We start from the raw sequence: 21638 nt of genomic DNA, 5'->3' as shown, positions 1-21638 counted from the left end.
GTCGGCGAGCGGTCTCAGTCGTCCTCGTCGTCGTAGTCGTCGTCGAGCCCCGAGTAGATGCGCCGACCGTCGCCGTCCTCGTCGTCGTGGTCGTCGAGGTCCTCGTCGTCGGACCCGTCCTCGCGGTCGTCGTCGTCCTCGTCGTCGCCCGCGTACAGGTCGAGGGGCGTCATCTCGCCGTAGGCGTAGTAGAGGGCGCCGTCGTACTCCTCGAAGGCGTCCGCGAGGTCCTCGTAGGCGGCGACGACCGCGGGGTCCTCGTCGCCCCGCCGGGTGCTGCTCACCTCGAGGTGCCGCTCGAAGGCGGTGACGAGCCGGGCGAGGGCGGCACGCGGGTCAGCGGTCATGGCTCGAACGGTACCGGTCCTTGGGCAGAATGTGTCAGTGGCCGACTACGAGTACCTCGTCCTGGTGTTCGGGCGCGACGTCCAGCGCCAGGACATCCGTCGCACGCTCACCGAGCACGCCGAGTACGGCCACTGGGAGCTCGCGCGCACCCGCACCTACATGGGCGGGCTGACGCGGACCTGGTTGCGGCGGCGCATCATCCGCGCCCGGCGCAGCGTGAACGCCTGAGCCGCAGCTTCCTTCGCCCGCCCCTCAGCAGGTCTCGATGAGCCGCCCGAGCACCCGCGTGCCGAAGCGCAGCGACTCGGTCGGCACCCGCTCGTCGATGCCGTGGAACATCGGCGCGAAGTCGAGGTCGGCGGGCAGCCGCAGCGGCGCGAACCCGTAGCCGGTGATCCCGAGCAGCGACAGCGCCTTGTTGTCGGTCCCCCCGGACAGGCAGTAGGGCAGCACCTCGGCGTCGGGGTCCTCGGTGCGCAGCGCGGCGACCATCGCCTCGACGAGGTCACCCTCGAACGGGGCGTCGAGCGCGATGTCGCGGTGCAGGACCTCGACGTCGACGTGCTCGCCGGCCAGCTCGCGGATGGTGTCCATCAGGGCCTCCTCGTGCCCCGGCAGGAACCGGCAGTCGACGTTGGCCGACGCCTGCTGCGGGATGACGTTGTGCTTGTAGCCGGCGTCGAGCATCGTCACGTTGCTGGTGTCCTGCAACGTCCCCCGCACGAAGCCCTGCGCTCCGCCGAGGTGGGCCAGCAGCTCCTCGAGGTCCTCGTCGGACCACCCGGTGCCGGTCAGCTCCGAGAGCCCGTCGAGCAGCGTGCGCACGGACGGGATGTACTCGCGCGGCCACTTGTGCTCGGCGATGCGGGCGATCGCCTCGGCGAGGCGCACGATCGCGTTCTCGTCGTTGGGCACCGACCCGTGGCCCGCGCGCCCGTTGGCGGTGAGCCGCAGCCAGGCGATGCCCTTCTCGGCGGTCTGGAGCAGGTAGGTGCGCTGCTCCTCTCCGTCGCGGTCGGTGAAGGTCACGCTGTAGCCGCCGACCTCGCTGATCGCCTCGGTGACGCCCTCGAAGACCTCCGGGTGCTGCTCGACCATGAAGTGCGAGCCCTGCACGCCGCCGGCCTCCTCGTCGGCGAAGAAGACGACGACGAGGTCGCGCGGCGGCACGACACCGCGCCGGGCGATGTCCCGCACGCAGGCGAGCATCATCGCGTCCATGTCCTTCATGTCGACGGCGCCACGGCCCCAGACGCAGCCGTCGCGCTCCTCCCCCGCGAAGGGGTCGACCGACCAGTCCGCGGCGTTGGCCGGCACGACGTCGAGGTGCCCGTGGACGCAGAGGGCGCCCCGCTCGCGGTCGGCGCCGGGGATGCGCACGGCGACCGACACCCGGCCCGGGTCGGACTCGAAGGTCTGCGGCTCCAGGCCCACCTCGCGCAGCTGCTCGACGACGTACGCCGCCGCCTCGGCCTCCCCCGGCCCGCTCCCGTCGCCGTAGTTGCTCGTGTCGATGCGGATCAGCTCCTGGCAGATCCGGACGACCTCGTCCTCAGGGCGCAGCGTGTCGGTCATGGCCTCCACCGTAGACCGGCCGGTCTCACCGGTGGACGCCGCGCCCGGTCGGACGGATTTCGGTTACGGGGTGGGGACCGTGTATCGTTCCGGGTCGTCGGACGGCCTCCCCAGGGCCGCTCGCACACCACCTGTCCGGGTGGCGGAATTGGCAGACGCGCTAGCTTGAGGTGCTAGTGCCCGTATAGGGCATGGGGGTTCAAGTCCCCCCTCGGACACCGCAGTCGAAGGCCCCGAACCACACGGTTCGGGGCCTTCGTCGTCGTCGCCGGGCGCGCGGCGTCCTGGGTCAGCCCTGCGCCTCGTCGTAGGCGTCGACGGCGTCCGCGAGGTCCTGCACGAGCGGGTCGAGCCGGTCGGCGGCCTCCGGCGGGATGGCCCCCGAGTCGACGTTCGTGCCGTACTCCTCGAGCATCGAGTTGCGCACGTCGACGAGCGTGCCGGCGTCGCCGTCGCGCAGCGCCTTGTCGATGTCGCGGATCTCCTGCTGGAGGGTCTTGGCGGCGTCCTTGTCGATGCCGCCCTCCCGGTCGAGCGCGTCGACCTCGTCGGCCAGCGCGGCCGAGGCGTCCGAGACCGCCTGGGCCGGGTCGTCGGCCGTCGGCGACTCGGACGGGCTCGGTGTGGGTTCGGGTGCGGAGGTCGTGGGTGCGGGCTCGCTCGTCTCCGGTGCGGCCGAGGACGGTGCCGAGGTCGTCGGCGTGCTGCTCGGGGTCGCGGACGGGTCGTCGGACGCGCCGGGACCGAGGAACAGGTACCACCCCAGCAGCGCGACCGCCGCGAGCGCGACGAGGGCGATGACCCAGAGCGGGGCCGAGGACCCGCGCCGCGGCTCCTGGTCGTACCGCTCCGAGCGGGTCGTCGGGCCGGCGTCGAGCGGCGGTGGCGGGACCGGGGGCACCGGCGCGGTGCGCGAGAGGCGCTGGGTGGGGTCGGCCCCCGAGGCGGGGATGACGGTGGTGGCCGCGGCGGCTCCGGCGACCGCGGGTGCGGTCCGCGTGGTCAGCGACTCGACGACGGCGGCCGCCCCGACCGGACGGTCCGCGGGGTCCTTGGCCAGGAGGGCCGCGACGAGCGAGGCCAGCCACGCCGGGGTGTCGGGCCGGAGCGCGCGCACGTCCGGGGCCGGGTCGCTCGTGTGCTGCATGACCGTGGCGACGGGCGTCGCGGCGCTGAACGGCGGCCGGCCGGCGAGCAGGGCGTAGAGGACGCACCCGAGCGCGTAGAGGTCGGCGCGCCCGTCGACCCGCTGCCCGAGCGCCTGCTCGGGGGCGAGGTACTCGGCGGTGCCCATCACGGTGTTCGTCGCGGTGAGCGCCTGGCCCCCGGTGGCCTCGCCGAGCTGGGTGATGCCGAAGTCGACGACGCGCACCCGACCGTCGTCGGCGTGGACGACGTTGCCCGGCTTGATGTCGCGGTGGACGAGCCCGCGGGCGTGGGCGGCCTCGAGCGCCGAGGCCACCTGCCGCCCGACCGAGACGACCTCCTCGACCGGCAGCGGTCCGTCGGCGAGCTGCTGGGCCAGGCTCGGGCCGGGGAGCAGCTCCATGACGAGGTAGGCGGTGTCGCCCTCGACGCCGGTGTCGTGGACCGTGACGACGTTCGGGTGGCTGATGCCCGCCGTCACCTTCGCCTCGCGCTCGAACCGCGCGGCGCCGGCTTCGTCGGGGACCCGGCCGAGGTCGATGGTCTTCACGGCGACCTCACGGCCGAGGACGGTGTCGGTGGCGCGCCAGACCTCGCCCATCCCGCCGCGGCCGATCGGGTCGCCGAGGACGTAGCGCCCGGCCAGTGCTCGCTCCTCGGTGCTCATCCGTCCCAGCGTAGCCAGCCGCGCCCGGCCGACGGCCTCCGACTAGCCTGAGGTGGTGCTCGAGTCCGTCACCGCCGTCCGGTACGTCGTGCCCCTGCGTGAGGGCGGGTCGCTGCCGGGCCTGGTCGAGGCCGACGACCTCGGCACCTACGTCGTGAAGTTCACCGGCGCCGGTCAGGGCCGCAAGGTCCTCGTCGCCGAGGTGCTCGTCGGCGAGGTCGCACGCCGGCTCGGCATCCCGACCCCGCGGCTCGCCGTCGTCGACCTGCCCCCCGCGATCGCGCGGTACGAGGCCGACGAGGAGGTCCAGGACCTGCTCACCGCGAGTCCTGGTCGCAACCTCGGCGTCGACTTCCTCCCCGGCGCCTTCGGCTACGACGGCTCCCGCCCGCCGGACGCCGAGGCCGCCGCGGCCGTGCTGTGGCTCGACGCGTACACGGCGAACGTCGACCGCACGTGGGCCAACCCGAACCTCCTCGTCTGGCACGGGCGCACCTGGGCCATCGACCACGGCGCCGCCTTGTGGTTCCACCACGGCTGGCCGAGCCGGCCCCCGGACGTCGCCCGCTTCGTCGCCCAGCCGTTCGACCCCTCCGGTCACGTCCTCGCCCCCGTCGCCGGACCGCTCCCGGACGCGCACGAACGGCTCGCGCCGCTGCTCACCGAGGACGTGCTCCGCGAGGTCGTCGCCGAGGTTCCCGAAGAGTGGCTCGAGACGACGGCGAGCCTGCCCGACCTCGACGCCGTCCGCGCGGCCTACCTCGAGCACCTGGCCCAGCGGCTCGCCTCCCCGGCGGCCTGGCTCGGAGGTGCGGCATGAGCCACCCGTACCAGTACGTCGTCCTGCGCTACGTCCCGCGCGTCGACCGCGGCGAGTGCGTCAACGTCGGCGTCGTCGTGCACTCGCAGTCGGCCGGCGTCCTGCGCTGCGTCTGGCACGTCGACGACGACCGCGCCCGGGCGCTGGCCCCCGAGGCCGACCTCGACGCCCTGCGCGCCGCGCTCGAGGCGGTCGGGACGATGTGCGAGCGGCCGCCGGCCGACGTCGACGCCGCCCTGACCACCCAGGGCAAGCGGTTCGGGTGGCTCAGCGCGCCCCGCTCGACGGTCCTCCAGCCAGGACCGGTCCACGGTGGCTCCACCGCGGACCCGGAGGCCGAGGCCGAGCGGCTGCTCGAGCGCCTCGTCCGCTGACCCGTCCTCAGACCACGAGGGCCCGGGGGGCCGCGAGCACCCGCTCGAGGTCGGCCAGCGTGTACGGCTTGCTGAGGTAGGCGTCCATCCCCGTCGCGAGCAGCGCCTCCCGGTCGCCCTCGGCGGCGTTGGCGGTGAGCGCGACGACGTGCGGCTGCCGGCCACCGCGCTCCCGGAGCGCCCGGGTCGCGCCGACCCCGTCGAGGTTCGGCATGTTGACGTCCATGAGCACGACGTCGTAGTCGCGCAGCGCCGTGGCCTCGACGGCCTCGACCCCGTCGGTCGCCACATCCGCCTCGACCCCGAGCCGGCGCAGCATGTGCAGGGCCACCATGCGGTTCACCGGGTCGTCCTCGGCGAGGAGGACGGCCAGCGCACCGGCACCGTCGACGACGTGGCCGGCGTCGGCCCGCGCCGGGGTCCCGGTGCCCGCACCGGCACTCGCCACGGGGCAGGTGCGCACCGGCAGGCTGATGGTGAACACCGATCCCACTCCGGGCGTCGACCGGACGTCGAGTGCGCCACCGAGCCGGGCGGCGATCCGGGTGCAGATCGCGAGCCCGAGGCCGGTGCCGCCGTGCGTGCGCGTCGTCGACGCGTCGCCCTGGGCGAAGGGGCTGAAGATCCGCTCGAGGCGGTCGGCGGGGATGCCCATCCCGGTGTCGTGGACCTCGACGACGAGCCGGCCGCCGAGCAGGCCGTCGGCGTCGGCCGGGAGGTCGTCGGCCCGGTAGGCGGCGACGACCCGCACTCCCCCGGTGTCGGTGAACTTCAGACCGTTGCTCACGAGGTTGATGAGCACCTGGCGGAACCGGGTGACGTCGGTGCAGACGAGCTGCGGCACCTCGGCGGGTGCCTCCCACGTGAGGGTCAGCCCGGCCCGGTCGGCCTTGGGCTGGAGCATCGCGCAGACGTCGGCCAGCGTCTCCCGCACGTCCGCAGAGGTCGACTCGGTCTCGACCTTGCCGCTCTCGAGGGCGCTGAAGTCGAGGATGTCGTTGACGATCGCGAGCAGGTGGCGGCCGCTCTGGTGGGCGGTCTGCACGTACTGCCGCTGCTCGGGGGCCAGCTCGGTGTCGAGGAGCAGCTCGGTGAGCCCGAGGACGGCGTTGAGCGGCGTCCGGATCTCGTGGCTCATGCTCGCGAGGAAGCGCTGCTTGGCGTCCGCGGTCTCCTCGGCGGTCTCCTTGGCCCGGCGCAGCGCGTCCTCGGTGGCCCGCCTCTTGGTGATGTCGGTCTGGACCGCGACGAACCCGGTGACCTCGTCGTTGTCGACGATCGGCCGCACCTCGAGGGCGATCCAGTACGGCTCCCCGGCCTTGTCGTAGTTGAGGACCTCGCTCGTGAACGGCTCCCGCGCGGCGATCTTCTCGCGCATGAAGGCGACGGTCCGCTGGTCGGTGTCGGGGCCGGTGAGCAGCTCGCCCGGGCTCTCGCCCTCGACCTCGGCGAGGGTGTAGCCGGTGTGCCGGGTGAAGGCGGGGTTGACCCACTCGATGCGGGCGTCGGCGTCGGTGACGACGACGAGGTTGTCGGTCGTCTGGACGGCGACCGAGTGCCGCTGCAGCTGGGCCCGGGCCGCGCGCAGCCGCGCCGTCTGCACCAGCTGCGCCCGGCGCGCGGCGTAGAGGACGTGGACCATCCCCCCGACGAGGCCGACGAGCGCGAAGAGGGTGAAGACCAGCCCGCCGAGCAGCCACCGGGTGTTGCGGACGAGGTGGTCGGTGGCGGCGTTGGCCTCGGCGGCGTCGCGCTTGCGGACGTGCTCGGCCTCGGAGACGAGGCTGTTGTACCCGAGCTCGAGCGCGCGCACCTGGCCGGCGAGTTGCTCCTGGCGGGCGTGGGTCAGCGTCGCCGGGTCCGCGACGACGGCCCGCACCGCTGGGTCGAGGTCGGCGCGCCAGTCGGCGGCCAGGGCGCGGGACCGGTCGAGCAGCCCGGTGTCACCGAGGGTGCGGCCCTGGTAGTCGAGGGTTCCCTCCTGGATCCGCTGCCCGGCGAGCTGGCGGGCGAGGTCGATGCGGTCGGGGTGGGGGTCGCCGTCCTCGAGGGCCGCCTCGAGCCGGAGCAGCTCGCGCTGCACCTGGCTGAGAGTGCGGACGTTGCCGTCGACGAGGTCCTGGGTCAGCCGGACGTTGTCACTCAGGGCGCCGGTGGCGTTGATGGTCAGCGCGCTGAGCGCCACCGTGCCGGCGAGGGCCAGCAACGCCGGGATGACGAGCGCCACGAGGATGCGGCGCCGGCCCTCCTCGACCGCCCAGAGGCCACGCACGTCACTCGACCTCGAGGCTCTTCAGCTGCCAGATCCAGCGCGGGTCGTAGGTGACGGGGTCGAGGTCGAAGGAGTCGGTCGGGTACACCACGCGGGTCGGCCCGTAGCGCTCGACGGTCATGCGCTGGCCGTCGACGCTCGTCGCGAGCATCACGGGGTACTGGTCGACGTCGGACATCGGGATGTCCACGGCGTAGTCGTTGATGGCCGTCGTGTGGAGCGTGGTCCCGCCCGTGGCCCCGACGGTGTCGAGCAGGCTGCGCAGCAGGACGCCCCGGAAGGTCACCCGGTGGCCCTCGGCCTGCTTGTCGTCGACCGAGTACTCGACCAGACCCATCTTCTCGATGGTCGCGAGGTCGAGGTGCACGGCCTTGCCGCCGGCGAGCTCCCCGGACACCGTGAGCACGACCGTGCCGGTCGGTTCCGGGAGCGGGTCACCGGGACGCAGCGTGGGCTGGGCGACGACGGTGTAGCCGGTCGGCGAGGCCGACGGCGCGGCGCTGCCGGCCGGGCCGGAGCGGGCCGCCGCCTGACCGGACGCGCAGCCGGTGAGGGCGAGCAGGGCGACGGCGGCGGCCGCCACGAGGGCCGGTGCGGTGCGCCGGCGGGACGGGGTGGTGCTCATGCGGGGGTCCTTCTCGGGGTGGGGTGGACGGGCGCCCTACGATGACGACCCGGACGTGGTGGGAGGTGGAGGCGATGGTCGCCGGTGACGAGGGGCGCGAGCCCGACCTGTCGGGGCTCGTCGAGCAGCTGGGTGACGAGGCCCTGGCGGCCGACGTCGTCGAGGTCTACCTCGAGGCGCTCCCCGAGCGGGTCGGCGCCCTGGAGGCGGCCCGTGGGGGTCTTCGGGAGGACACGGTGCGGGCCGCGCACAGCCTGAAGTCGGCCAGTGCCCTGCTCGGGCTCGGCGACCTCTCCGCGCGCTGCGCCGCCCTCGAGGCCGCCGGCCGGGCGTCCGAGCCGGACGTCGCCGAGCTCGTCGACGCCGTGCTGGCGCGCACCGGACCGGCCGAGGTCGCGCTGCGCGACTGGCTGGCCGGCCACCGCCCGGCTCGCTGACTCGTGGGACCGCACGGCAGGCCTCAGACGCTGTAGGCCGGCTCGTGGGCGGCGACCGGCTCGAACCGGTAGCCGAAGCCGCGGACGGTGCGGATGAAGCCCTTGCGGTCGGCGTTCTCGCCGAGCTTGCGGCGCAGGTTGGCCAGGTGCACGACGATGACGTGGTCGTCCCCGACCCAGTCGCCGCCCCACACCGCGTCCATGAGCTGGGTGCGGGTGAAGGTGCGCCGCGGCGAGGCGGTCAGGGTGTCGAGGAGGTCGTACTCGATGCGGGTCAGCTCGACGACCTCGTCCTCGACGAGGACCTCGCGCGCCACGGGGTCGAGCGTCAGCCGACCGAAGGAGCGCACCTCGGGGTCGGGGCTGACCCGGGGCCGGCGGCGCATCGCCCGGATCCGTGCGGTCAGCTCGCGCGGCGAGAACGGCTTGGTGACGTAGTCGTCGGCGCCCATCGTCAGGCCGAGGACCCGGTCGAGCTCGTCGGTGCGGCCGGTGACCATGACGACGTAGCAGTCGGAGAACTCACGGATCTGCCGGCAGACCTCGATGCCGTCGAGGCCGGGCAGCGTCACGTCGAGGAGGACGAGCTCGGGGGCGTGCTTGCGGGCCGCCTCGACCCCCTGGTCGCCGGTCGTCGCGGTGACGACGCGGAACCCCTCGTTGGCGAGCAGCGTGGAGGCGATGCGGGAGAACTCGGGCGAGTCCTCGACGACGAGCGCGGTCTGGCGGGTCATGACGTCTCCTTCAGGTCTTTCCCACCGTAACCGCACCATTGACACCGTTGTCGGCACGGAAACCGAAGTATGGCCGGACGGATGACCTCTGGATCAGATGGTCGTCGCCGACGGATCAGCCGCGTGGGCGCAGCGCCCAGGCGGCGACCGCCCCGGCGGCCGCGACGTTGAGGGAGTCCACTCCCCCGGCCATCGGGATGCGCACGACGGAGTCGACCGCGGCGACCGTCCGACGGGTCAGCCCGTCGCCCTCCGTGCCGAGCACGAGGGCCAGCCGCTCCGGGGGGTCGGCCGCGAGCTCGTCGAGGCCGACGGAGTCCTTGGTCAGGGCGAGGGCGGCCACGTGGAAGCCGAGCCCCCGGAGGTCCTCGACACCGCCCGGCCACGGCTCGATGCGGGTCCACGGCACCTGGAAGACGGTGCCCATGGACACCCGGACGGCGCGCCGGTAGAGCGGGTCGGCGCACCGGGGCGTCACGAGCACGGCGTCGGTGCCGAGCGCGGCGGCGGAGCGGAAGACCGCGCCGACGTTCGTGTGGTCGACGACGTCCTCGAGGACGAGCACCCGACGGGCGTCCGCGAGCACCTCGGCGAGCGGGGGCAAGGTCGGCCGGTGCATCGCGGCCAGGGCCCCGCGGTGGAGGTGGAAGCCGGTGAGCCGCTCGATGACGTCGTGCGCCCCGACGAAGACGGGAACGCCGTCCCGCTCGGCGTCGGCGACGACGTCGGCGAGGTCGGTGAGCCAGCGCTCGGCCATGAGGTACGAACGCGGGCGGTGGCCGGCGGCGAGGGCGCGCCGGATGACCTTCTCGGACTCCGCGACGTACAGGCCGCCCTCCGGCTCGAGCCGGCGCCGCAGGGCGACGTCGGTGAGCGCCACGTAGTCCTCGAGGCGCGGGTCGCGCTCGTCGGTGATGCGCTCGACGCTCACGGGAAGGCCACCAGCTTGGTCACCGCGACGACACCGACGACGACGATGAGGGTGCGCAGCACCGGGGCCGGCAACCGGCGGCCCACCGTGGAGCCGATGACCCCGCCGAGCGTGGACCCGACGGCGATGAGGAGCACGACGAGCCAGTCGACCCGCTCGGGGGCGACGACGAGGAAGACGACCGACGCGACGGTGTTGACCACCGACGCGAGGACGTTCTTCAGCCCGTTGAGCCGCTGCAGGGACTCGCCCGACAGCGCGCCGAGGATGCCCATGAGGATGATCCCCTGCGCGGCACCGAAGTACCCGCCGTAGACCCCTGCCCCGAGCACGCCGGCCTGCATCGCGACGCGGCGCCCGGAGCCGGCGCCCTCCGCGACCTCGCGGCGACGGGCCGTCCAGGCGTTGATCCGCGGGCCGAGGGCGACGAGGAGGATGCCGACGACGATGAGCACCGGGACGATCGTCCGGAACAGGTCGGGGTCGAGGACGAGCAGGAGTCCCGCGCCCGTCACCCCGCCGAGCAGCGACATCGGCACGTAGCGGCGCAGGTCGGGGCCCATCCCCCGCAGCTCGCGCCGGTAGCCGACCGACCCGGTGATGCTGCCGGGCACCAGCCCGAGGTTGTTCGAGATGTTCGCCGTCACCGGCGGGACGCCGAGGAGCAGGAGGGTCGGGAAGGTGATGAGCGTCCCCGACCCGACGATGGTGTTGATGGTGCCCGCCCCCACGCCCGCGAGGACGACGAGCAGCGCTTCACCGACGGACACCCCGTCACCCTAGTGGCGGGTCAGGACCGCCCCGCGCCGCACCCGGTCGCCGCCGGCACGCGAGCGGGTGCCGCCGGGACGGTCGGGCCGGCCCGACGGGAGCCGGGGAGCAGCTCGGCGGCCAGCGCACCCGCCGCCAGGACCGCGACGAGGGCGGCGTAGCCGAGGACGGTCCGGGACAGCCCAATCCGCCCCGCGACGACGCCGGCGACGACGGCCGGCACCGAGAAGGCGAGGTAGCTGACCGTGTAGACCGCCGACATCAGGGCGGACCGCTCGTGCGGCTGGGCCAGCGCGCTGAGCGCCCGGAGCATCCCGAGGAAGGAGGTCCCGAAGCCCGCACCGGCCACGACGACCGCGACGGCGAGCAGCGGCAGCGAGGTCGCCGCGAGGGCGCCGGTGAAGCCGACCAGGCCGACGACGAGCACCGAGAGGCCGGCCCGCGTGAGGACCGGCGACGTCAGCCCCCGGGCGAGGAACGAGGCGAGGGCCCCGGCACCGCTGAAGGCGCCGATGACGAGCCCGGACACCGCGTGGTCGGTCACCCCGAAGCGGGTGGCGAGGACGGAGCCGCTGACCGAGAGCATCAGCCCGCCGAGCGACCAGGTCGACACCATGGCCGGGACCGAGCGGGCGAACACGCGGCGGGCGGCACCGGGCACCGCGAGCACGGGACGCAACGAGCCCAGCGCGCCGGGGCGTCGCGGTGCGGTCTCGGGCAGGCTCGGGACGGCGAGCAGCAGCCCGGCGACGACGACGGCCAGCACGGAGTAGACCGTCCGCAGCGGGAGTGGGGCGTACTGCGCGAGCACGCCGGCGAGCAGCCCGCCCACGGCCAGCCCGGCGGTGGGCGCCACGCCGTTGACGAGCGAGCCCCGCTGGGTGCCGTAGCGCTGGAGGTCGAGAAGGTAGGCGCCGAGGACCGCGGTCGCCGTGCCCGTCGCCAGCCCCTGGACCACGCGCGCGAGGAGGAGGGTCGAGGTGTCGTCGGCGGTGAGGAACAGGCCCAGGCTCCCGAGCAGCAGCACGAGGGCGGCGGCGAGGACCGGCCGACGACCGAGGTGGTCGCTGAGCCGCCCGACGACGAGCAGCGCCCAGAGGAGGGCGAGCACGTACACCGCGAAGACGACGGTGAGCGTGGCCGCCGAGAACCCGAACGCCTGCTGGTACGCGGGGTACAGGGGGCTCGGCGCGCTCGCCGCGGCGAGGACGGTGCCGAGGGTCGCACCGACGACGACGAACGCGACGGGCGGGGTGAGGCGCGGGACCATGGGTGCTCCGTTCCGGAATGGTCGAACCGTACGAGCGGTTGCAACCGGTGCACCCCATGCACTATTCCAAAGGAGTCGAACCGTTGTCCCGTCCGCGGTCACCCCGCCTCATGGAGCACCCCGACCTCGCGGGGGTCGCCCTGCCGACCGTGCTCTTCGCGCTCAGCGACCCCTCCCGCCTCGCCCTCGTGCGCGAGCTGGCCGCGGACGGCCCGCGCACGGTCGAGGAGTGCCGGGAGACCGACCCGGACGTGCCGAAGTCGACGTTCTCGCACCACCTGCGCACGCTGCGCGAGGCCGGGCTCGTCCGCAACGAGCCTTCGGGGCGCCATCGCGTCGTCACCCTGCGCCGGGCCGAGCTCGACGCCCGCTTCCCCGGCCTCCTCGAGGCCGTCCTCGAGGAGGCCTGAGGCCCCGGGGTCAGGGCTGGGCCGGCGGCGGCTCGGTGGGCGGCGCGGGAGGTGCCACGGGCTCGGTCGGCGCGGGCGGCGCGACCGGCGGCGCGGCCGGCGCCTGCCGCGGCGGGACCGCGTCGGCACCGGGAGTGATCGGCGGCTGGACCCGCGAGGCCGGCTGGGCGTGTTCCTCGGCCTCCTTGCTCGACTGCGCCGCCTGCCCGCGGGCCCGCTCGAGGGCCTCCTTCGGGTCCTCGAGAGTGGTCTCCTCGAAGGCGTTGCCGAGCATCTCGCCCGGGTCGACCCACTCGTCGTCGCCACCGTCGCCCGAGGGCTTCGTCGCGCCGAGCGCCCCGCCGATGCCGCGGAGGGCGTCGGTGAGCTCGCTGGGGATGATCCACATCTTGTTGGAGTCGCCGCGGGCGATCTGGGGCAGCACCTGGAGGTACTGGTAGGCGAGCAGCTTCTGGGTCGGCTTGCCGCGGTGGATCGCGTCGAAGACCTGCTGGATGGCGCGCGCCTGGCCCTGGGCCTCGAGGATGCGGGCCTGCGCCGAGCCCTCGGCCCGCAGGATCTGGCTCTGCTTCTCGCCCTCGGCGGTGAGGATCTGGCTGGCCTTGATGCCCTCGGCGTTGAGGATGGCGGCGCGGCGGTCGCGCTCGGCCTTCATCTGCTTCTCCATCGACTCCTGGACCGAGGCCGGCGGGTCGATGGCCTTGAGCTCGACGCGGTTGACGCGGATGCCCCACTTGCCGGTCGCCTCGTCGAGGACGCCGCGGAGCTGGCCGTTGATCTGGTCACGGCTGGTCAGCGTCTGCTCGAGGTCGAGCGAGCCGATGACGTTGCGGAGCGTCGTGACGGTCAGCTGCTCGATACCGGCGATGAAGTTCGCGATCTCGTAGACCGCCGACTTCGGGTCGATCACCTGGTAGTAGATGACCGTGTCGATCGAGACGACGAGGTTGTCGCTCGTGATGACCGGCTGCGGCGGGAACGAGACGACCTGCTCGCGCTGGTCGATGTTCGCGCGCACGATGTCGACGAACGGCACGAGGAAGTGGATGCCGCCCTCGAGGGTGCGCGAGTAGCGACCGAGGCGCTCGATGATCAGCGCCGTCTGCTGGGGCACGATCCGCACCGTGCGGACGAGCACGATGATCGCGAACAGCGCGAGCAGCAGGATGACGATGAGTGGACCGATTCCGTCCATGGTGTGCCTCTCGGTGGGCGCCCGGGTGGGGCGCGGGGTCAGGTGGTGGGGGTGGTCGGGGGGGCCGGGACGGGGACGACGATCGCCGTCGCGCCGTGGATGGCGATGACGCGGACCTGGTCACCCGGGCCGACCGGCTCGCCGCCCTCGGCCAGCCGGGCCGACCACGTCTCGCCGGCGAGCTTGATGCGGCCGTCGGTGTCGGTGACCGCCTGCAGCACCCAGGCCTCGCGGCCGACGAGCCCGGCGGCGCCGATGTGGTGGTCGGTGACGCTGTCCATGAACTTGTTCTTGAGCATCGGGCGGACGACGAGCAGCAGGAGCAGCGCGAAGACCACCGCGACGACGACCTGGAAGAAGAACGGCGCCCCGAACGCGGCGGCGACCGCCCCGGCCAGCGCTCCCCCGGCGAACATGAGGAAGACGAAGTCGACCGTCGCGACCTCGATGGCCGCGAGCACCAGTGCGATGCCGACCCAGCCGAGCCAGGCGTTGTCGGTCAGCCAGTCCATCGGCGTCCCCTTCCCTACGGTGTCGACGCTCCGACGCGGTGCGCCGGAACCCGGTTCCGCGACCGCTCAGCGGGCGCGAGCGGCATAGCGGTCTCCCCGGACCTCGAGCTCGAGGGGCATCCCGAAGGTCGCCTCGAGGTTCTCGGCGGTGAGCGTGATCTCGACCGGCCCCTGGGCGACGACGCGGCCGCCGCGCAGGAGCAGGACGTCGGTGAAGTGCGGCGGGATCTCCTCGACGTGGTGCGTCACGAGGACGAGCGCCGGGGCCGCGAGGTCGGCGGCGAGGTCGCCGAGGCGGCGCACGAGGTCCTCGCGCCCGCCGAGGTCGAGGCCCGCGGCGGGCTCGTCGAGGAGCATCAGCTCGGGGTCGGTCATCAGCGCCCGGGCGATCTGCACCCGCTTGCGCTCGCCCTCGGACAGGGTGCCGTAACGGCGGTCGGCGAGGTGGCTGGCGCCGAGGGCCTCGAGCAGCTCGGCGGCCCGGCCCTCGTCCATCCGGTCGTAGGCCTCGCGCCAGCGCCCGACGACGCCGTACGAGGCGGTGACGACGACGTCGCGCACCCGCTCGCGCGGCGGGATCCGGTCGGCGAGAGCGGCGCTGGAGAGCCCGATGCGGGGGCGGAGCTCGAAGACGTCGACCGCCCCGAGGACCTCGCCGAGGATCCCCGCGACCCCGGACGTCGGGTGCATCCGTCCCGAGGCCAGCTGGAGGAGCGTGGTCTTCCCGGCGCCGTTGGGGCCGAGCACGACCCAGCGCTGGCCCTCCTCGACCTCCCACGACACGTCGTCGAGGATGGTCGTCTCCCCACGCACGACGCTGACGCCTGCCAGGGCCAGGACGTCGCTCATGCACCCGACCCTAGTCGACGGGTCGGGGCCCGTCCGGAGGCACGCCTCAGTGCGCGCGCATCGGGCCGCCGGGACGGTCGTGGGCGTCGGCGACGACCTCCGCCATGACCGACAGGGCGATCTCGCCGGCCGAGCTGCCGCCGATCGACAGCCCCGCCGGCACGTGCAGGCGGGCCAGCTCGTCGGCGCCGAAGCCCTCGCCGCGCAGCTCGTCGACGAGGGCCGCGGAGCGCCCGCGGCTGGCCATCATCGCGACGTACCGGACCCCGGAGCGCACCGCGTCGCGGACGAGGTCGTAGGCCCCCTCGCCGTCGTGGTTGCAGACGACGAGCGCGTCGACCGGGCCGAGCGCCGCCAGTCCCCCGTCGCCGGGTGACGCCTCGAGCGCGGTGACCGACCACCCGGTGGCGGTGGCGATGGCGGTGAGCGACTGGGCGATCCGGTTGTCGAACACGACGACGAGCACGCCGAGCGGGCCGTCGACGGGCGTCGCGCCGCTGCCGAGGACGGGGTCGTGCCGGGTGTCGCTCACCGGGCGAGCACCTGCTGGTAGACCTCCATCGTCCGGTCGCCGATGGTCGCCCAGGAGAAGGCCTCGACCGCCCGCGCCCGCCCGGCGACGCCCATCCGCTCGGCCCGGTCGAGGTCGGAGACGGCGTCGGTGAGGGCGGCGGCGAGGTCGGCGACGAAGCGGTCCTCGTCGACCGGGGTGCCGGTGCCGTCCTGCACCTGCTCGATGGGCACGAGCCAGCCGGTCTCGCCGTCGACGACGACCTCGGGGATGCCTCCGGTGGCGGTGGCGACGACCGGCAGCTCGCAGGCCATCGCCTCGAGGTTGACGATGCCGAGCGGCTCGTAGACCGACGGGCACACGAAGACCGTGGCGCCGCTGAGGACGGCGACGACCTCGTCGCGCGGCAGCATCTCCGGGACCCAGACGACGCCGTCACGGTGCTCGCGCAGGCCGGCGATGAGCTCCTCGACCTCGGCCTTGATCTCCGGGGTGTCCGGAGCGCCGGCGAGAAGGACGAGCTGGACCTCCGGCGGCAGCTCGGCGGCGGCGCGCAGGAGGTAGGGCAGCCCCTTCTGGCGGGTGATCCGGCCGACGAACACGACGCTCGGGCGGTCGGGGTCGATGCCGTGCCGGCGGACGGTGTCGGGGTCGGTGCGCTTCTGCCACAGCTGGGAGTCGATGCCGTTGTGTACGACGACGACCTTGTCGGGGTCGACCTGGGGGTAGGAGCGCAGGATGTCCTCGCGCATGCCCGCGCTCACCGCGATGACGGCGGCCGCCCCCTCGTACGCCGTGCGCTCGACCCACGACGACAGCCGGTAGCCGCCGCCCAGCTGCTCGGCCTTCCACGGCCGCATCGGCTCGAGGCTGTGCGCCGACAGGACGTGCGGCACCCCCTCGAGCAGGCTGCCCACCAACCCACCGAAGTTCGCGTACCAGGTGTGCGAGTGGACGACGTCGGCGCCGGTGCACGCGGCGGCCATCGTCAGGTCGACCCCGAGGGTCGTGAGCGCCGCGTTCGCGCCCTCGAGCTCGGGGAGGTCGGGATGGCTCGTCGTGCCCTCCTCGTCCCGGGGACCCCCGAAGGCGTGGACGCGGACGTCGGAGTCGCCGCGGGCCCGCAGCGCCCGCACGAGCTCGGCGACGTGCACCCCCGCTCCCCCGTAGATGGACGGCGGGTACTCCTTGGACAGGATGTCGATGCGCACGGTTTTCACCGTAGTGGTGATCGGGGACTCCCGGCGAGGACGCGCACCCCATAGGTTGGGGCCATGGCGTACCGCAGCGGAGGTCCCAAGGTCCTGGCCATCGTCCTCGCTGGTGGTGAGGGCAAACGGCTCATGCCGCTCACCCGCGACCGGGCCAAGCCGGCCGTCCCGTTCGGGGGCATCTACCGGCTCATCGACTTCGCCCTCTCGAACGTCGTGAACTCCGGCTACCTCAAGGTCGTCGTGCTCACGCAGTACAAGTCGCACAGCCTCGACCGGCACGTCACCCGCACCTGGCGGATGAGCACGATGCTCGGCAACTACGTGGCCCCGATCCCGGCCCAGCAGCGCATCGACAAGTCCTGGTACCAGGGCAGCGCCGACGCGATATTCCAGAGCCTCAACACGATCCGGGACGAGCGGCCCGACATCGTCGTCGTCGTCGGCGCCGACCACGTGTACCGGATGGACTTCTCGCAGATGGTCGACCAGCACGTCGCGAGCGGCGCCGGCGTCACCGTCGCGGCCATCCGGCAGCCGCGCTCGACGTCGGACCAGTTCGGCGTCATCGACGTCGAGCCCGACGACCCCTCGCGCATCCGCGCCTTCCTCGAGAAGCCCACCGACCCCGACGGCCTGCCCGACTCCCCCGACGAGATCCTCGCGAGCATGGGCAACTACGTCTTCACCGCGGACGCCCTCATCGACGCCGTGACGTCGGACGCGACGACCGACGGCAGCAAGCACGACATGGGCGGCGACATCGTCCCGGCCCTCGTCGACCAGGGCGCCGCCTACGTCTACGACTTCAAGAACAACGTCGTGCCGGGTGGCACCGAGCGCGACATGGGCTACTGGCGCGACGTCGGGACGATGGACTCCTACTACGACGCCCACATGGACCTCGTCTCGATCCACCCGGTGTTCAACCTCTACAACTACGACTGGCCGATCTACACGACCTACGGTCCGTACCCGCCGGCCAAGTTCGTCCACGGGGCGCACGGGCGCTTCGGCGAGGCGCTCAACTCCGCGGTCTCCCCCGGCGTCGTCATCTCCGGGGCGCGCATCATCGGCTCGGTCGTCTCCCCGGACGTCCACGTGCACAGCTACACCGAGGTCGACGACAGCGTCCTGCTCGACGGCGTGCAGATCGGGCGCAACTGCACGGTGCGCAAGGCGATCATCGACAAGAACGTCGTCGTCCCCGACGGCACCTCGATCGGCGTCGACCGCGAGGCCGACCTCGAGCGCGGGTTCTCGGTCACCGACTCGGGCATCACCGTCGTCGGCAAGGGCCAGGAGATCAGCGGGTGAGCACGGCCGACCGCCCGGTCCGCGTCGGGGCGCAGCTGCAGCCGCAGCACGCGTCCTACGCCGACCTCCGCCGGGCCTGTGCAGAGCTCGAGGACCTCGGCGTCGACGCGATCTTCAACTGGGACCACTTCTACCCGCTGTACGGCGAGCCCGACGGCGCCCACTTCGAGTGCTGGACGATGCTCGGCGCCTGGGCCGAGGCCACCGAGCGGGTCGAGATCGGCGCCCTCGTGACGTGCAACTCCTACCGCAACCCGCAGCTGCTCGCCGACATGGCCCGCACCGTCGATCACATCAGCGCGCGCGACGGCGGTGAGGGCCGGCTGGTCCTCGGCATCGGCTCGGGCTGGTTCGAGCGCGACTACGACGAGTACGGCTACGAGTTCGGCACCGCCGGAGGACGGTTGGACGCCCTGGCCCGCGACCTCCCGCTCATCGAGGAGCGCTTGGCGAGGCTCAACCCCGCACCGACCCGGAAGATCCCGGTGCTCGTCGGCGGTGGCGGCGAGAAGAAGACGCTGCGCATCGTCGCCCGGCACGCGGACATCTGGCACGGCTTCGGGTCGCCCGAGACGATCGCCCACAAGCACGCCGTGCTCGACGACTGGTGCGCGCGGCTCGGCCGCGACCCCGCCGAGATCGAGCGCTCGTCCGGGGTCTCCCCCAAGCCCGGCCGGCTGCCCGAGGACGTCGCGGACTACGCCGCCGGCGCCGAGGCGCTCTTCGAGGTCGGCACGCGCCTCTTCACGGTGGGCCTGAACGGCCCCGACTACGACCTCGGCCCGATCCGCGACCTCGTCGCCTGGCGCGACGCCCACCACCCGTCCCGCTGAACCGAAGGGCGTACGCGGCGATGACGCTGTCGTCGGGGTCGACCGGCTGGCTGCGGGTGCTCGGTGGCGTCTTCCTCGTCGTGACCGGGCTCGCGCTGCGCAGCGAACCCGGCGCCAGCCGGGGCCCGCTCGGCACGCCCAGCGCTCCCCCGCCGCCGCCGGCCGCCGCCTGACGGTCGGGCGTCCGGGGGTCAGCCGCGGCCGAGCGCGGCGAGCACCGCGGCGACCCGCGCCTCGGGTGGACCGGCCACCTCGAGGACCGCCACGGACGGCGGGAGGACCTCGTCGTCGTCGAGCAGGTCGAGGAGGCACCCGTCCGCGGCCGCCCGCAGGTCGAGGTCCTCCTCCTCCGGCACGTACAGCCCATGCACACCGGCGAGCGGCAGCACGACGAGGAGGTCGACGCGCGCCGTCGCCCGCGCCGTCAGGGCCCGCAGCGGCTCCAGGGCCGCCGGCGACGGCGCCGGGCGCCCCAGCTCGCCCAGGGCGAGGAGGTACGCCATGAGGTCGAGCGGGCCGCGTTCGACGACGACGTCGGCGCCGGGCGCCAGCCCGAGGAGGCGCTCGGCGGCGGCCTCCAGCTGTGCGGCGAACGACGCGGCGGAGCCGAGCGGGAGGTCGTCGTCGACGAGCTCCCACGGGTCGCCGAGGATCTCGTGGTCGCCGAGGGCCGTCCCGAGGTCGGCCACCAGCGTCGACTTCCCGGTGGCGTGGGTCCCGGAGACGACGATGCGCACCCTCGCACGCTAGCCGGTCCGGTCCGCGGCCGACCGCCGTCCGGGGCACCGCCCGTGGGTAGGGTCGAGACGTGAGTTCGCCCGCGAGCAGCCCGCCGCCGCAGCCCGACCCGGAGGCCCGGACCCTCCTGGTCTCCCTCTCCGGCCCGGACCGGCCGGGGGTCACCAAGGCGGTCTTCGAGGCGGCGTCCACCGTCGGCGCCGACGTCCTCGACGTCGAGCAGGTGGTCGTCCGGGGCCACCTCGCCCTGTCGGTCCTCCTCGCCCCGGTCCACGACGAGAACGTCCTCACCGACCGGCTGACCCGGGCCGGGCAGGCGATGGGGATGCACGTCGGCCTCGTGGCCGGGCGTGGTGACAACCGGCCGCGGCGCACCGGCCGGGCCGCCGTCGTCGCGATGGCCGCCCCCCTCCAGACCCGCCACGTCGCGGCCGTGGCGGGTGCCGTCGCCCGGCACGGGGCGAACATCGACCGCATCCGGCGGCTGTCGCGCTGGCCGGTGACGACCGTCGAGCTCGACGTCTCGGGCGCCGACGTCCCGGCGCTGCGGCGCGACCTCGCGCTCGTGTCCGCCGAGACCGGCTGCGACGTGGCGGTCGCCCCGGCCGGCCTGGCCCGGCGCGGTGGCCGCCTCGTCGTCATGGACGTCGACTCGACGCTCATCCAGGACGAGGTCATCGAGCTCATCGCCGGGCACGCCGGCACCGCCGCGGAGGTCGCGGCCGTCACCGAGCGGGCGATGCGCGGCGAGCTCGACTTCGCCGAGAGCCTCCACGCCCGGGTGGCCACGCTCGCCGGCCTCCCCGCGTCCGTCCTGGACGACGTGCGGGACGCCGTGCGGCTCACCCCGGGCGCCCGAACCCTCGTCCGGACCCTCAAGTCGCTCGGCTTCACGGTGGCCCTCGTGTCCGGGGGGTTCGCCGAGGTCGTCGAGCCGATCGGGGCCGAGCTCGGGGTCGACCACGTGCGGGCCAACCGGCTCGAGGTCCGCGACGGCGTGCTGACCGGCCGCGTCGTCGGGGACGTCGTCGACCGGGCCGGCAAGGCCGACGCCCTGCGCGAGTTCGCCGCGCTCGAGGGCCTGCCGCTCTCGCGCACGGTCGCCATCGGCGACGGGGCAAACGACCTCGACATGCTCGGCGCCGCCGGCCTCGGCGTCGCGTTCAACGCCAAGCCGGTGGTCCGTGAGCAGGCCGACACCTCGGTCAACGTGCCCTACCTCGACACGGTGCTCTTCCTCCTCGGTGTCAGCCGCGAGGAGATCGAGGACGCCGAGACCGGCGAGCCCGCGGGGGCCTGAGCCTCAGGCGCCGATGGCGTGGTACCCGCCGTCGACGTGCACCATCTCGCCGGTCGTCGCCGGGAACCAGTCGGAGAGCAGCGACACGCAGGCGCGTGCGGTGGGCACGGCGTCGTTCACGTCCCAGCCGAGCGGCGCACGGCTGCCCCACGCCTCCTCGAACTGCTCGAAACCGGGGATGGACTTGGCCGCCGTCGTGCGGATCGGGCCGGCCGCGACGATGTTGCAGCGCACGCCCTTCGGGCCGAGGTCGCGGGCGAGGTACCGGTTCGTGGACTCGAACGCGGCCTTGGCCACGCCCATCCAGTCGTAGACCGGCCAGGCGAAGCGGGCGTCGAAGGTCAGCCCCACGACGCTGCCACCCTCCGACATCAGCGGCAGGGCCGCCTTGGCCAGCGCCGCGAGCGAGAAGGCGGAGACGTGGACGGCGGTCGAGACGTCCTCCCAGGTGGCCGACAGGAAGTCGAACGCCCCCTGCGGCGCGAACCCGATCGAGTGCAGGACGCCGTCGAGGTGCGGCACGTGCTCGCGCACCCGGTCGGGGAGGGCGGCGAGGTCCTCCTCGCTCGTGACGTCGAGCTCGATGACCGGGGGGGTCTGCGGGAGGCGCTTGGCGATCGCGGTCGTGATCTTCGTCGTGCGTCCGAAGGAGGTGAGCACCACCTCGGCGCCCTGCTCCTGGGCGAGCTTCGCGACGTGGAAGGCGATGGAGGAGTCCATGAGGACACCGGTGATCAGGAGCTTCTTGCCCTCGAGCAGCATGACTGGCCTTTCGGTGGTGAGGTCGGTCGT

General features: G+C 73.7%; 25 protein-coding genes and 1 tRNA gene. 10 read left to right on the top strand and 16 right to left on the bottom strand.

Going from position 1 to position 21638, the window contains the following annotated elements; genetic code table 11:
* Nucleotides 1-14: 14 nt before the first annotated feature.
* Nucleotides 15-347, bottom strand: a complete 333-nt coding sequence (locus JQN70_RS04280) for a hypothetical protein (RefSeq protein ID WP_204130081.1) — start codon at nt 345-347, stop codon at nt 15-17.
* Nucleotides 348-384: 37 nt separating this feature from the next.
* Between JQN70_RS04280 and JQN70_RS04275 the strand changes: the two genes are divergently transcribed.
* Nucleotides 385-576, top strand: coding sequence for a DUF5703 family protein (locus JQN70_RS04275; protein WP_307835810.1), 192 nt, complete (start codon nt 385-387; stop codon nt 574-576).
* A gap of 24 nt (nt 577-600) precedes the next feature.
* Here JQN70_RS04275 and JQN70_RS04270 read toward each other — a convergent pair whose 3' ends face one another.
* Nucleotides 601-1923, bottom strand: a complete 1323-nt coding sequence (locus tag JQN70_RS04270; protein ID WP_204130079.1) for a M20/M25/M40 family metallo-hydrolase — start codon at nt 1921-1923, stop codon at nt 601-603.
* Between the two features lie 133 nt (nt 1924-2056).
* Here JQN70_RS04270 and JQN70_RS04265 point away from each other — a divergent pair.
* Nucleotides 2057-2141: transfer RNA gene (locus JQN70_RS04265), tRNA-Leu, on the top strand.
* Nucleotides 2142-2212: 71 nt separating this feature from the next.
* Here the strand turns inward: JQN70_RS04265 and JQN70_RS04260 are convergent.
* The gene (locus JQN70_RS04260; RefSeq protein WP_204130078.1) at nt 2213-3736 is read right to left on the bottom strand and encodes a serine/threonine-protein kinase; all 1524 of its coding nucleotides are present in this window, start codon (nt 3734-3736) and stop codon (nt 2213-2215) included.
* A 55-nt stretch (nt 3737-3791) separates the two neighbouring features.
* Between JQN70_RS04260 and JQN70_RS04255 the strand changes: the two genes are divergently transcribed.
* Together JQN70_RS04255 and JQN70_RS04250 are read left to right on the top strand one after the other, a co-directional pair.
* The gene (locus JQN70_RS04255) at nt 3792-4556 is read left to right on the top strand and encodes a HipA family kinase (RefSeq protein ID WP_204130077.1); all 765 of its coding nucleotides are present in this window, start codon (nt 3792-3794) and stop codon (nt 4554-4556) included.
* Nucleotides 4553-4930, top strand: coding sequence for a DUF3037 domain-containing protein (locus JQN70_RS04250; RefSeq protein ID WP_204130076.1), 378 nt, complete (start codon nt 4553-4555; stop codon nt 4928-4930). Before JQN70_RS04255 ends, JQN70_RS04250 begins: the two co-directional genes overlap by 4 nt.
* A gap of 7 nt (nt 4931-4937) precedes the next feature.
* Here the strand turns inward: JQN70_RS04250 and JQN70_RS04245 are convergent, their stop codons facing one another.
* Both JQN70_RS04245 and JQN70_RS04240 read right to left on the bottom strand, forming a co-directional pair.
* Nucleotides 4938-7202 (bottom strand): ATP-binding protein, encoded by a 2265-nt coding sequence (locus tag JQN70_RS04245; protein ID WP_204130075.1) that lies wholly within the window; start codon nt 7200-7202, stop codon nt 4938-4940.
* 1 nt (nt 7203) lies between these two features.
* Nucleotides 7204-7827 carry a putative pterin-binding protein gene (locus JQN70_RS04240; protein WP_204130074.1) on the bottom strand — a complete coding sequence of 208 codons (624 nt, stop codon included), beginning with the start codon at nt 7825-7827 and terminating at the stop codon, nt 7204-7206.
* Between the two features lie 41 nt (nt 7828-7868).
* Here JQN70_RS04240 and JQN70_RS04235 point away from each other — a divergent pair, with 41 nt between their 5' ends.
* Nucleotides 7869-8264, top strand: coding sequence for an Hpt domain-containing protein (locus JQN70_RS04235; RefSeq protein WP_204130073.1), 396 nt, complete (start codon nt 7869-7871; stop codon nt 8262-8264).
* Nucleotides 8265-8287: 23 nt separating this feature from the next.
* On the opposite strand, the gene JQN70_RS04230 is transcribed toward JQN70_RS04235, so the two are convergent.
* From JQN70_RS04230 to JQN70_RS04215, 4 genes are all read right to left on the bottom strand, one after another.
* Nucleotides 8288-8998 (bottom strand): response regulator transcription factor, encoded by a 711-nt coding sequence (locus JQN70_RS04230; RefSeq protein ID WP_204130072.1) that lies wholly within the window; start codon nt 8996-8998, stop codon nt 8288-8290.
* 115 nt (nt 8999-9113) lie between these two features.
* Nucleotides 9114-9929 carry a TrmH family RNA methyltransferase gene (locus tag JQN70_RS04225; RefSeq protein ID WP_204130071.1) on the bottom strand — a complete coding sequence of 272 codons (816 nt, stop codon included), beginning with the start codon at nt 9927-9929 and terminating at the stop codon, nt 9114-9116.
* A complete protein-coding gene (locus tag JQN70_RS04220; protein ID WP_204130070.1) occupies nt 9926-10699 on the bottom strand; it encodes a sulfite exporter TauE/SafE family protein in 774 nt (257 codons plus the stop codon). Before JQN70_RS04220 ends, JQN70_RS04225 begins: the two co-directional genes overlap by 4 nt.
* A gap of 20 nt (nt 10700-10719) precedes the next feature.
* Nucleotides 10720-11970: an MFS transporter gene (locus JQN70_RS04215; RefSeq protein ID WP_204130069.1), complete on the bottom strand. Its 1251-nt coding sequence runs from the start codon at nt 11968-11970 to the stop codon at nt 10720-10722.
* 83 nt (nt 11971-12053) lie between these two features.
* On the opposite strand from JQN70_RS04215, the gene JQN70_RS04210 reads away from it, so the two are divergent.
* Nucleotides 12054-12380, top strand: a complete 327-nt coding sequence (locus JQN70_RS04210) for an ArsR/SmtB family transcription factor (RefSeq protein ID WP_239110569.1) — start codon at nt 12054-12056, stop codon at nt 12378-12380.
* Between the two features lie 10 nt (nt 12381-12390).
* Here JQN70_RS04210 and JQN70_RS04205 read toward each other — a convergent pair whose 3' ends face one another.
* The 5 genes from JQN70_RS04205 to glgA form a co-directional block, all read right to left on the bottom strand.
* Complete coding sequence (locus JQN70_RS04205) at nt 12391-13575, bottom strand: SPFH domain-containing protein (RefSeq protein WP_204130067.1); 1185 nt, start codon at nt 13573-13575, stop codon at nt 12391-12393.
* 38 nt (nt 13576-13613) lie between these two features.
* Complete coding sequence (locus tag JQN70_RS04200; protein WP_204130066.1) at nt 13614-14087, bottom strand: NfeD family protein; 474 nt, start codon at nt 14085-14087, stop codon at nt 13614-13616.
* A 66-nt stretch (nt 14088-14153) separates the two neighbouring features.
* Nucleotides 14154-14936 carry an ABC transporter ATP-binding protein gene (locus JQN70_RS04195; protein WP_204130065.1) on the bottom strand — a complete coding sequence of 261 codons (783 nt, stop codon included), beginning with the start codon at nt 14934-14936 and terminating at the stop codon, nt 14154-14156.
* A 46-nt stretch (nt 14937-14982) separates the two neighbouring features.
* Nucleotides 14983-15468 (bottom strand): XdhC family protein, encoded by a 486-nt coding sequence (locus JQN70_RS04190; RefSeq protein WP_204130064.1) that lies wholly within the window; start codon nt 15466-15468, stop codon nt 14983-14985.
* A complete protein-coding gene (gene glgA, locus JQN70_RS04185; RefSeq protein ID WP_204130063.1) occupies nt 15465-16658 on the bottom strand; it encodes a glycogen synthase in 1194 nt (397 codons plus the stop codon). The genes JQN70_RS04190 and glgA overlap by 4 nt, the downstream gene beginning before the upstream one ends.
* 63 nt (nt 16659-16721) lie before the next feature.
* Between glgA and glgC the strand changes: the two genes are divergently transcribed.
* From glgC to JQN70_RS04170, 3 genes are read left to right on the top strand one after another with little or no spacing between them, the layout of a single operon-like run.
* Nucleotides 16722-17975 (top strand): glucose-1-phosphate adenylyltransferase, encoded by a 1254-nt coding sequence (glgC, locus tag JQN70_RS04180; protein ID WP_204130062.1) that lies wholly within the window; start codon nt 16722-16724, stop codon nt 17973-17975.
* Nucleotides 17972-18808: an LLM class F420-dependent oxidoreductase gene (locus JQN70_RS04175; protein WP_204130061.1), complete on the top strand. Its 837-nt coding sequence runs from the start codon at nt 17972-17974 to the stop codon at nt 18806-18808. Before glgC ends, JQN70_RS04175 begins: the two co-directional genes overlap by 4 nt.
* Nucleotides 18809-18828: 20 nt before the next feature.
* Nucleotides 18829-18981 carry a hypothetical protein gene (locus JQN70_RS04170; protein WP_204130060.1) on the top strand — a complete coding sequence of 51 codons (153 nt, stop codon included), beginning with the start codon at nt 18829-18831 and terminating at the stop codon, nt 18979-18981.
* Between the two features lie 18 nt (nt 18982-18999).
* On the opposite strand, the gene JQN70_RS04165 is transcribed toward JQN70_RS04170, so the two are convergent.
* A complete protein-coding gene (locus JQN70_RS04165) occupies nt 19000-19545 on the bottom strand; it encodes a DEAD/DEAH box helicase family protein (protein ID WP_204130059.1) in 546 nt (181 codons plus the stop codon).
* A 71-nt stretch (nt 19546-19616) separates the two neighbouring features.
* On the opposite strand from JQN70_RS04165, the gene serB reads away from it, so the two are divergent.
* Nucleotides 19617-20846 carry a phosphoserine phosphatase SerB gene (gene serB / locus JQN70_RS04160; RefSeq protein ID WP_204130058.1) on the top strand — a complete coding sequence of 410 codons (1230 nt, stop codon included), beginning with the start codon at nt 19617-19619 and terminating at the stop codon, nt 20844-20846.
* A 3-nt stretch (nt 20847-20849) separates the two neighbouring features.
* On the opposite strand, the gene fabI is transcribed toward serB, so the two are convergent.
* Entirely contained in the window at nt 20850-21608 is a 759-nt protein-coding gene (gene fabI, locus JQN70_RS04155; protein WP_204130057.1) for an enoyl-ACP reductase FabI, read from the bottom strand.
* Nucleotides 21609-21638: the final 30 nt, after the last annotated feature.

Origin of the sequence: Phycicoccus sonneratiae (assembly GCF_016887965.1) — a bacterium.
In the GTDB taxonomy this organism is placed as follows: domain Bacteria; phylum Actinomycetota; class Actinomycetes; order Actinomycetales; family Dermatophilaceae; genus Phycicoccus; species Phycicoccus sonneratiae.
This window is presented reverse-complemented; position numbering and strand designations above follow the sequence as displayed.

Bases quoted from the DNA above. Each gene is read 5' to 3' on its own strand.
- JQN70_RS04205 (WP_204130067.1), bottom strand. From the start codon at position 13,575: ATGGACGGAATCGGTCCACTCATCGTCATCCTGCTGCTCGCGCTGTTC.
- JQN70_RS04280 (WP_204130081.1), bottom strand. From the start codon at position 347: ATGACCGCTGACCCGCGTGCCGCCCTCGCCCGGCTCGTCACCGCCTTC.
- JQN70_RS04240 (WP_204130074.1), bottom strand. From the start codon at position 7,827: ATGAGCACCACCCCGTCCCGCCGGCGCACCGCACCGGCCCTCGTGGCG.
- JQN70_RS04250 (WP_204130076.1), top strand. From the start codon at position 4,553: ATGAGCCACCCGTACCAGTACGTCGTCCTGCGCTACGTCCCGCGCGTC.
- JQN70_RS04170 (WP_204130060.1), top strand. From the start codon at position 18,829: ATGACGCTGTCGTCGGGGTCGACCGGCTGGCTGCGGGTGCTCGGTGGC.
- JQN70_RS04200 (WP_204130066.1), bottom strand. From the start codon at position 14,087: ATGGACTGGCTGACCGACAACGCCTGGCTCGGCTGGGTCGGCATCGCA.
- JQN70_RS04270 (WP_204130079.1), bottom strand. From the start codon at position 1,923: ATGACCGACACGCTGCGCCCTGAGGACGAGGTCGTCCGGATCTGCCAG.
- fabI (WP_204130057.1), bottom strand. From the start codon at position 21,608: ATGCTGCTCGAGGGCAAGAAGCTCCTGATCACCGGTGTCCTCATGGAC.
- JQN70_RS04215 (WP_204130069.1), bottom strand. From the start codon at position 11,970: ATGGTCCCGCGCCTCACCCCGCCCGTCGCGTTCGTCGTCGTCGGTGCG.
- JQN70_RS04260 (WP_204130078.1), bottom strand. From the start codon at position 3,736: ATGAGCACCGAGGAGCGAGCACTGGCCGGGCGCTACGTCCTCGGCGAC.
- JQN70_RS04195 (WP_204130065.1), bottom strand. From the start codon at position 14,936: ATGAGCGACGTCCTGGCCCTGGCAGGCGTCAGCGTCGTGCGTGGGGAG.
- JQN70_RS04230 (WP_204130072.1), bottom strand. From the start codon at position 8,998: ATGACCCGCCAGACCGCGCTCGTCGTCGAGGACTCGCCCGAGTTCTCC.
- JQN70_RS04235 (WP_204130073.1), top strand. From the start codon at position 7,869: ATGACGACCCGGACGTGGTGGGAGGTGGAGGCGATGGTCGCCGGTGAC.
- glgC (WP_204130062.1), top strand. From the start codon at position 16,722: ATGGCGTACCGCAGCGGAGGTCCCAAGGTCCTGGCCATCGTCCTCGCT.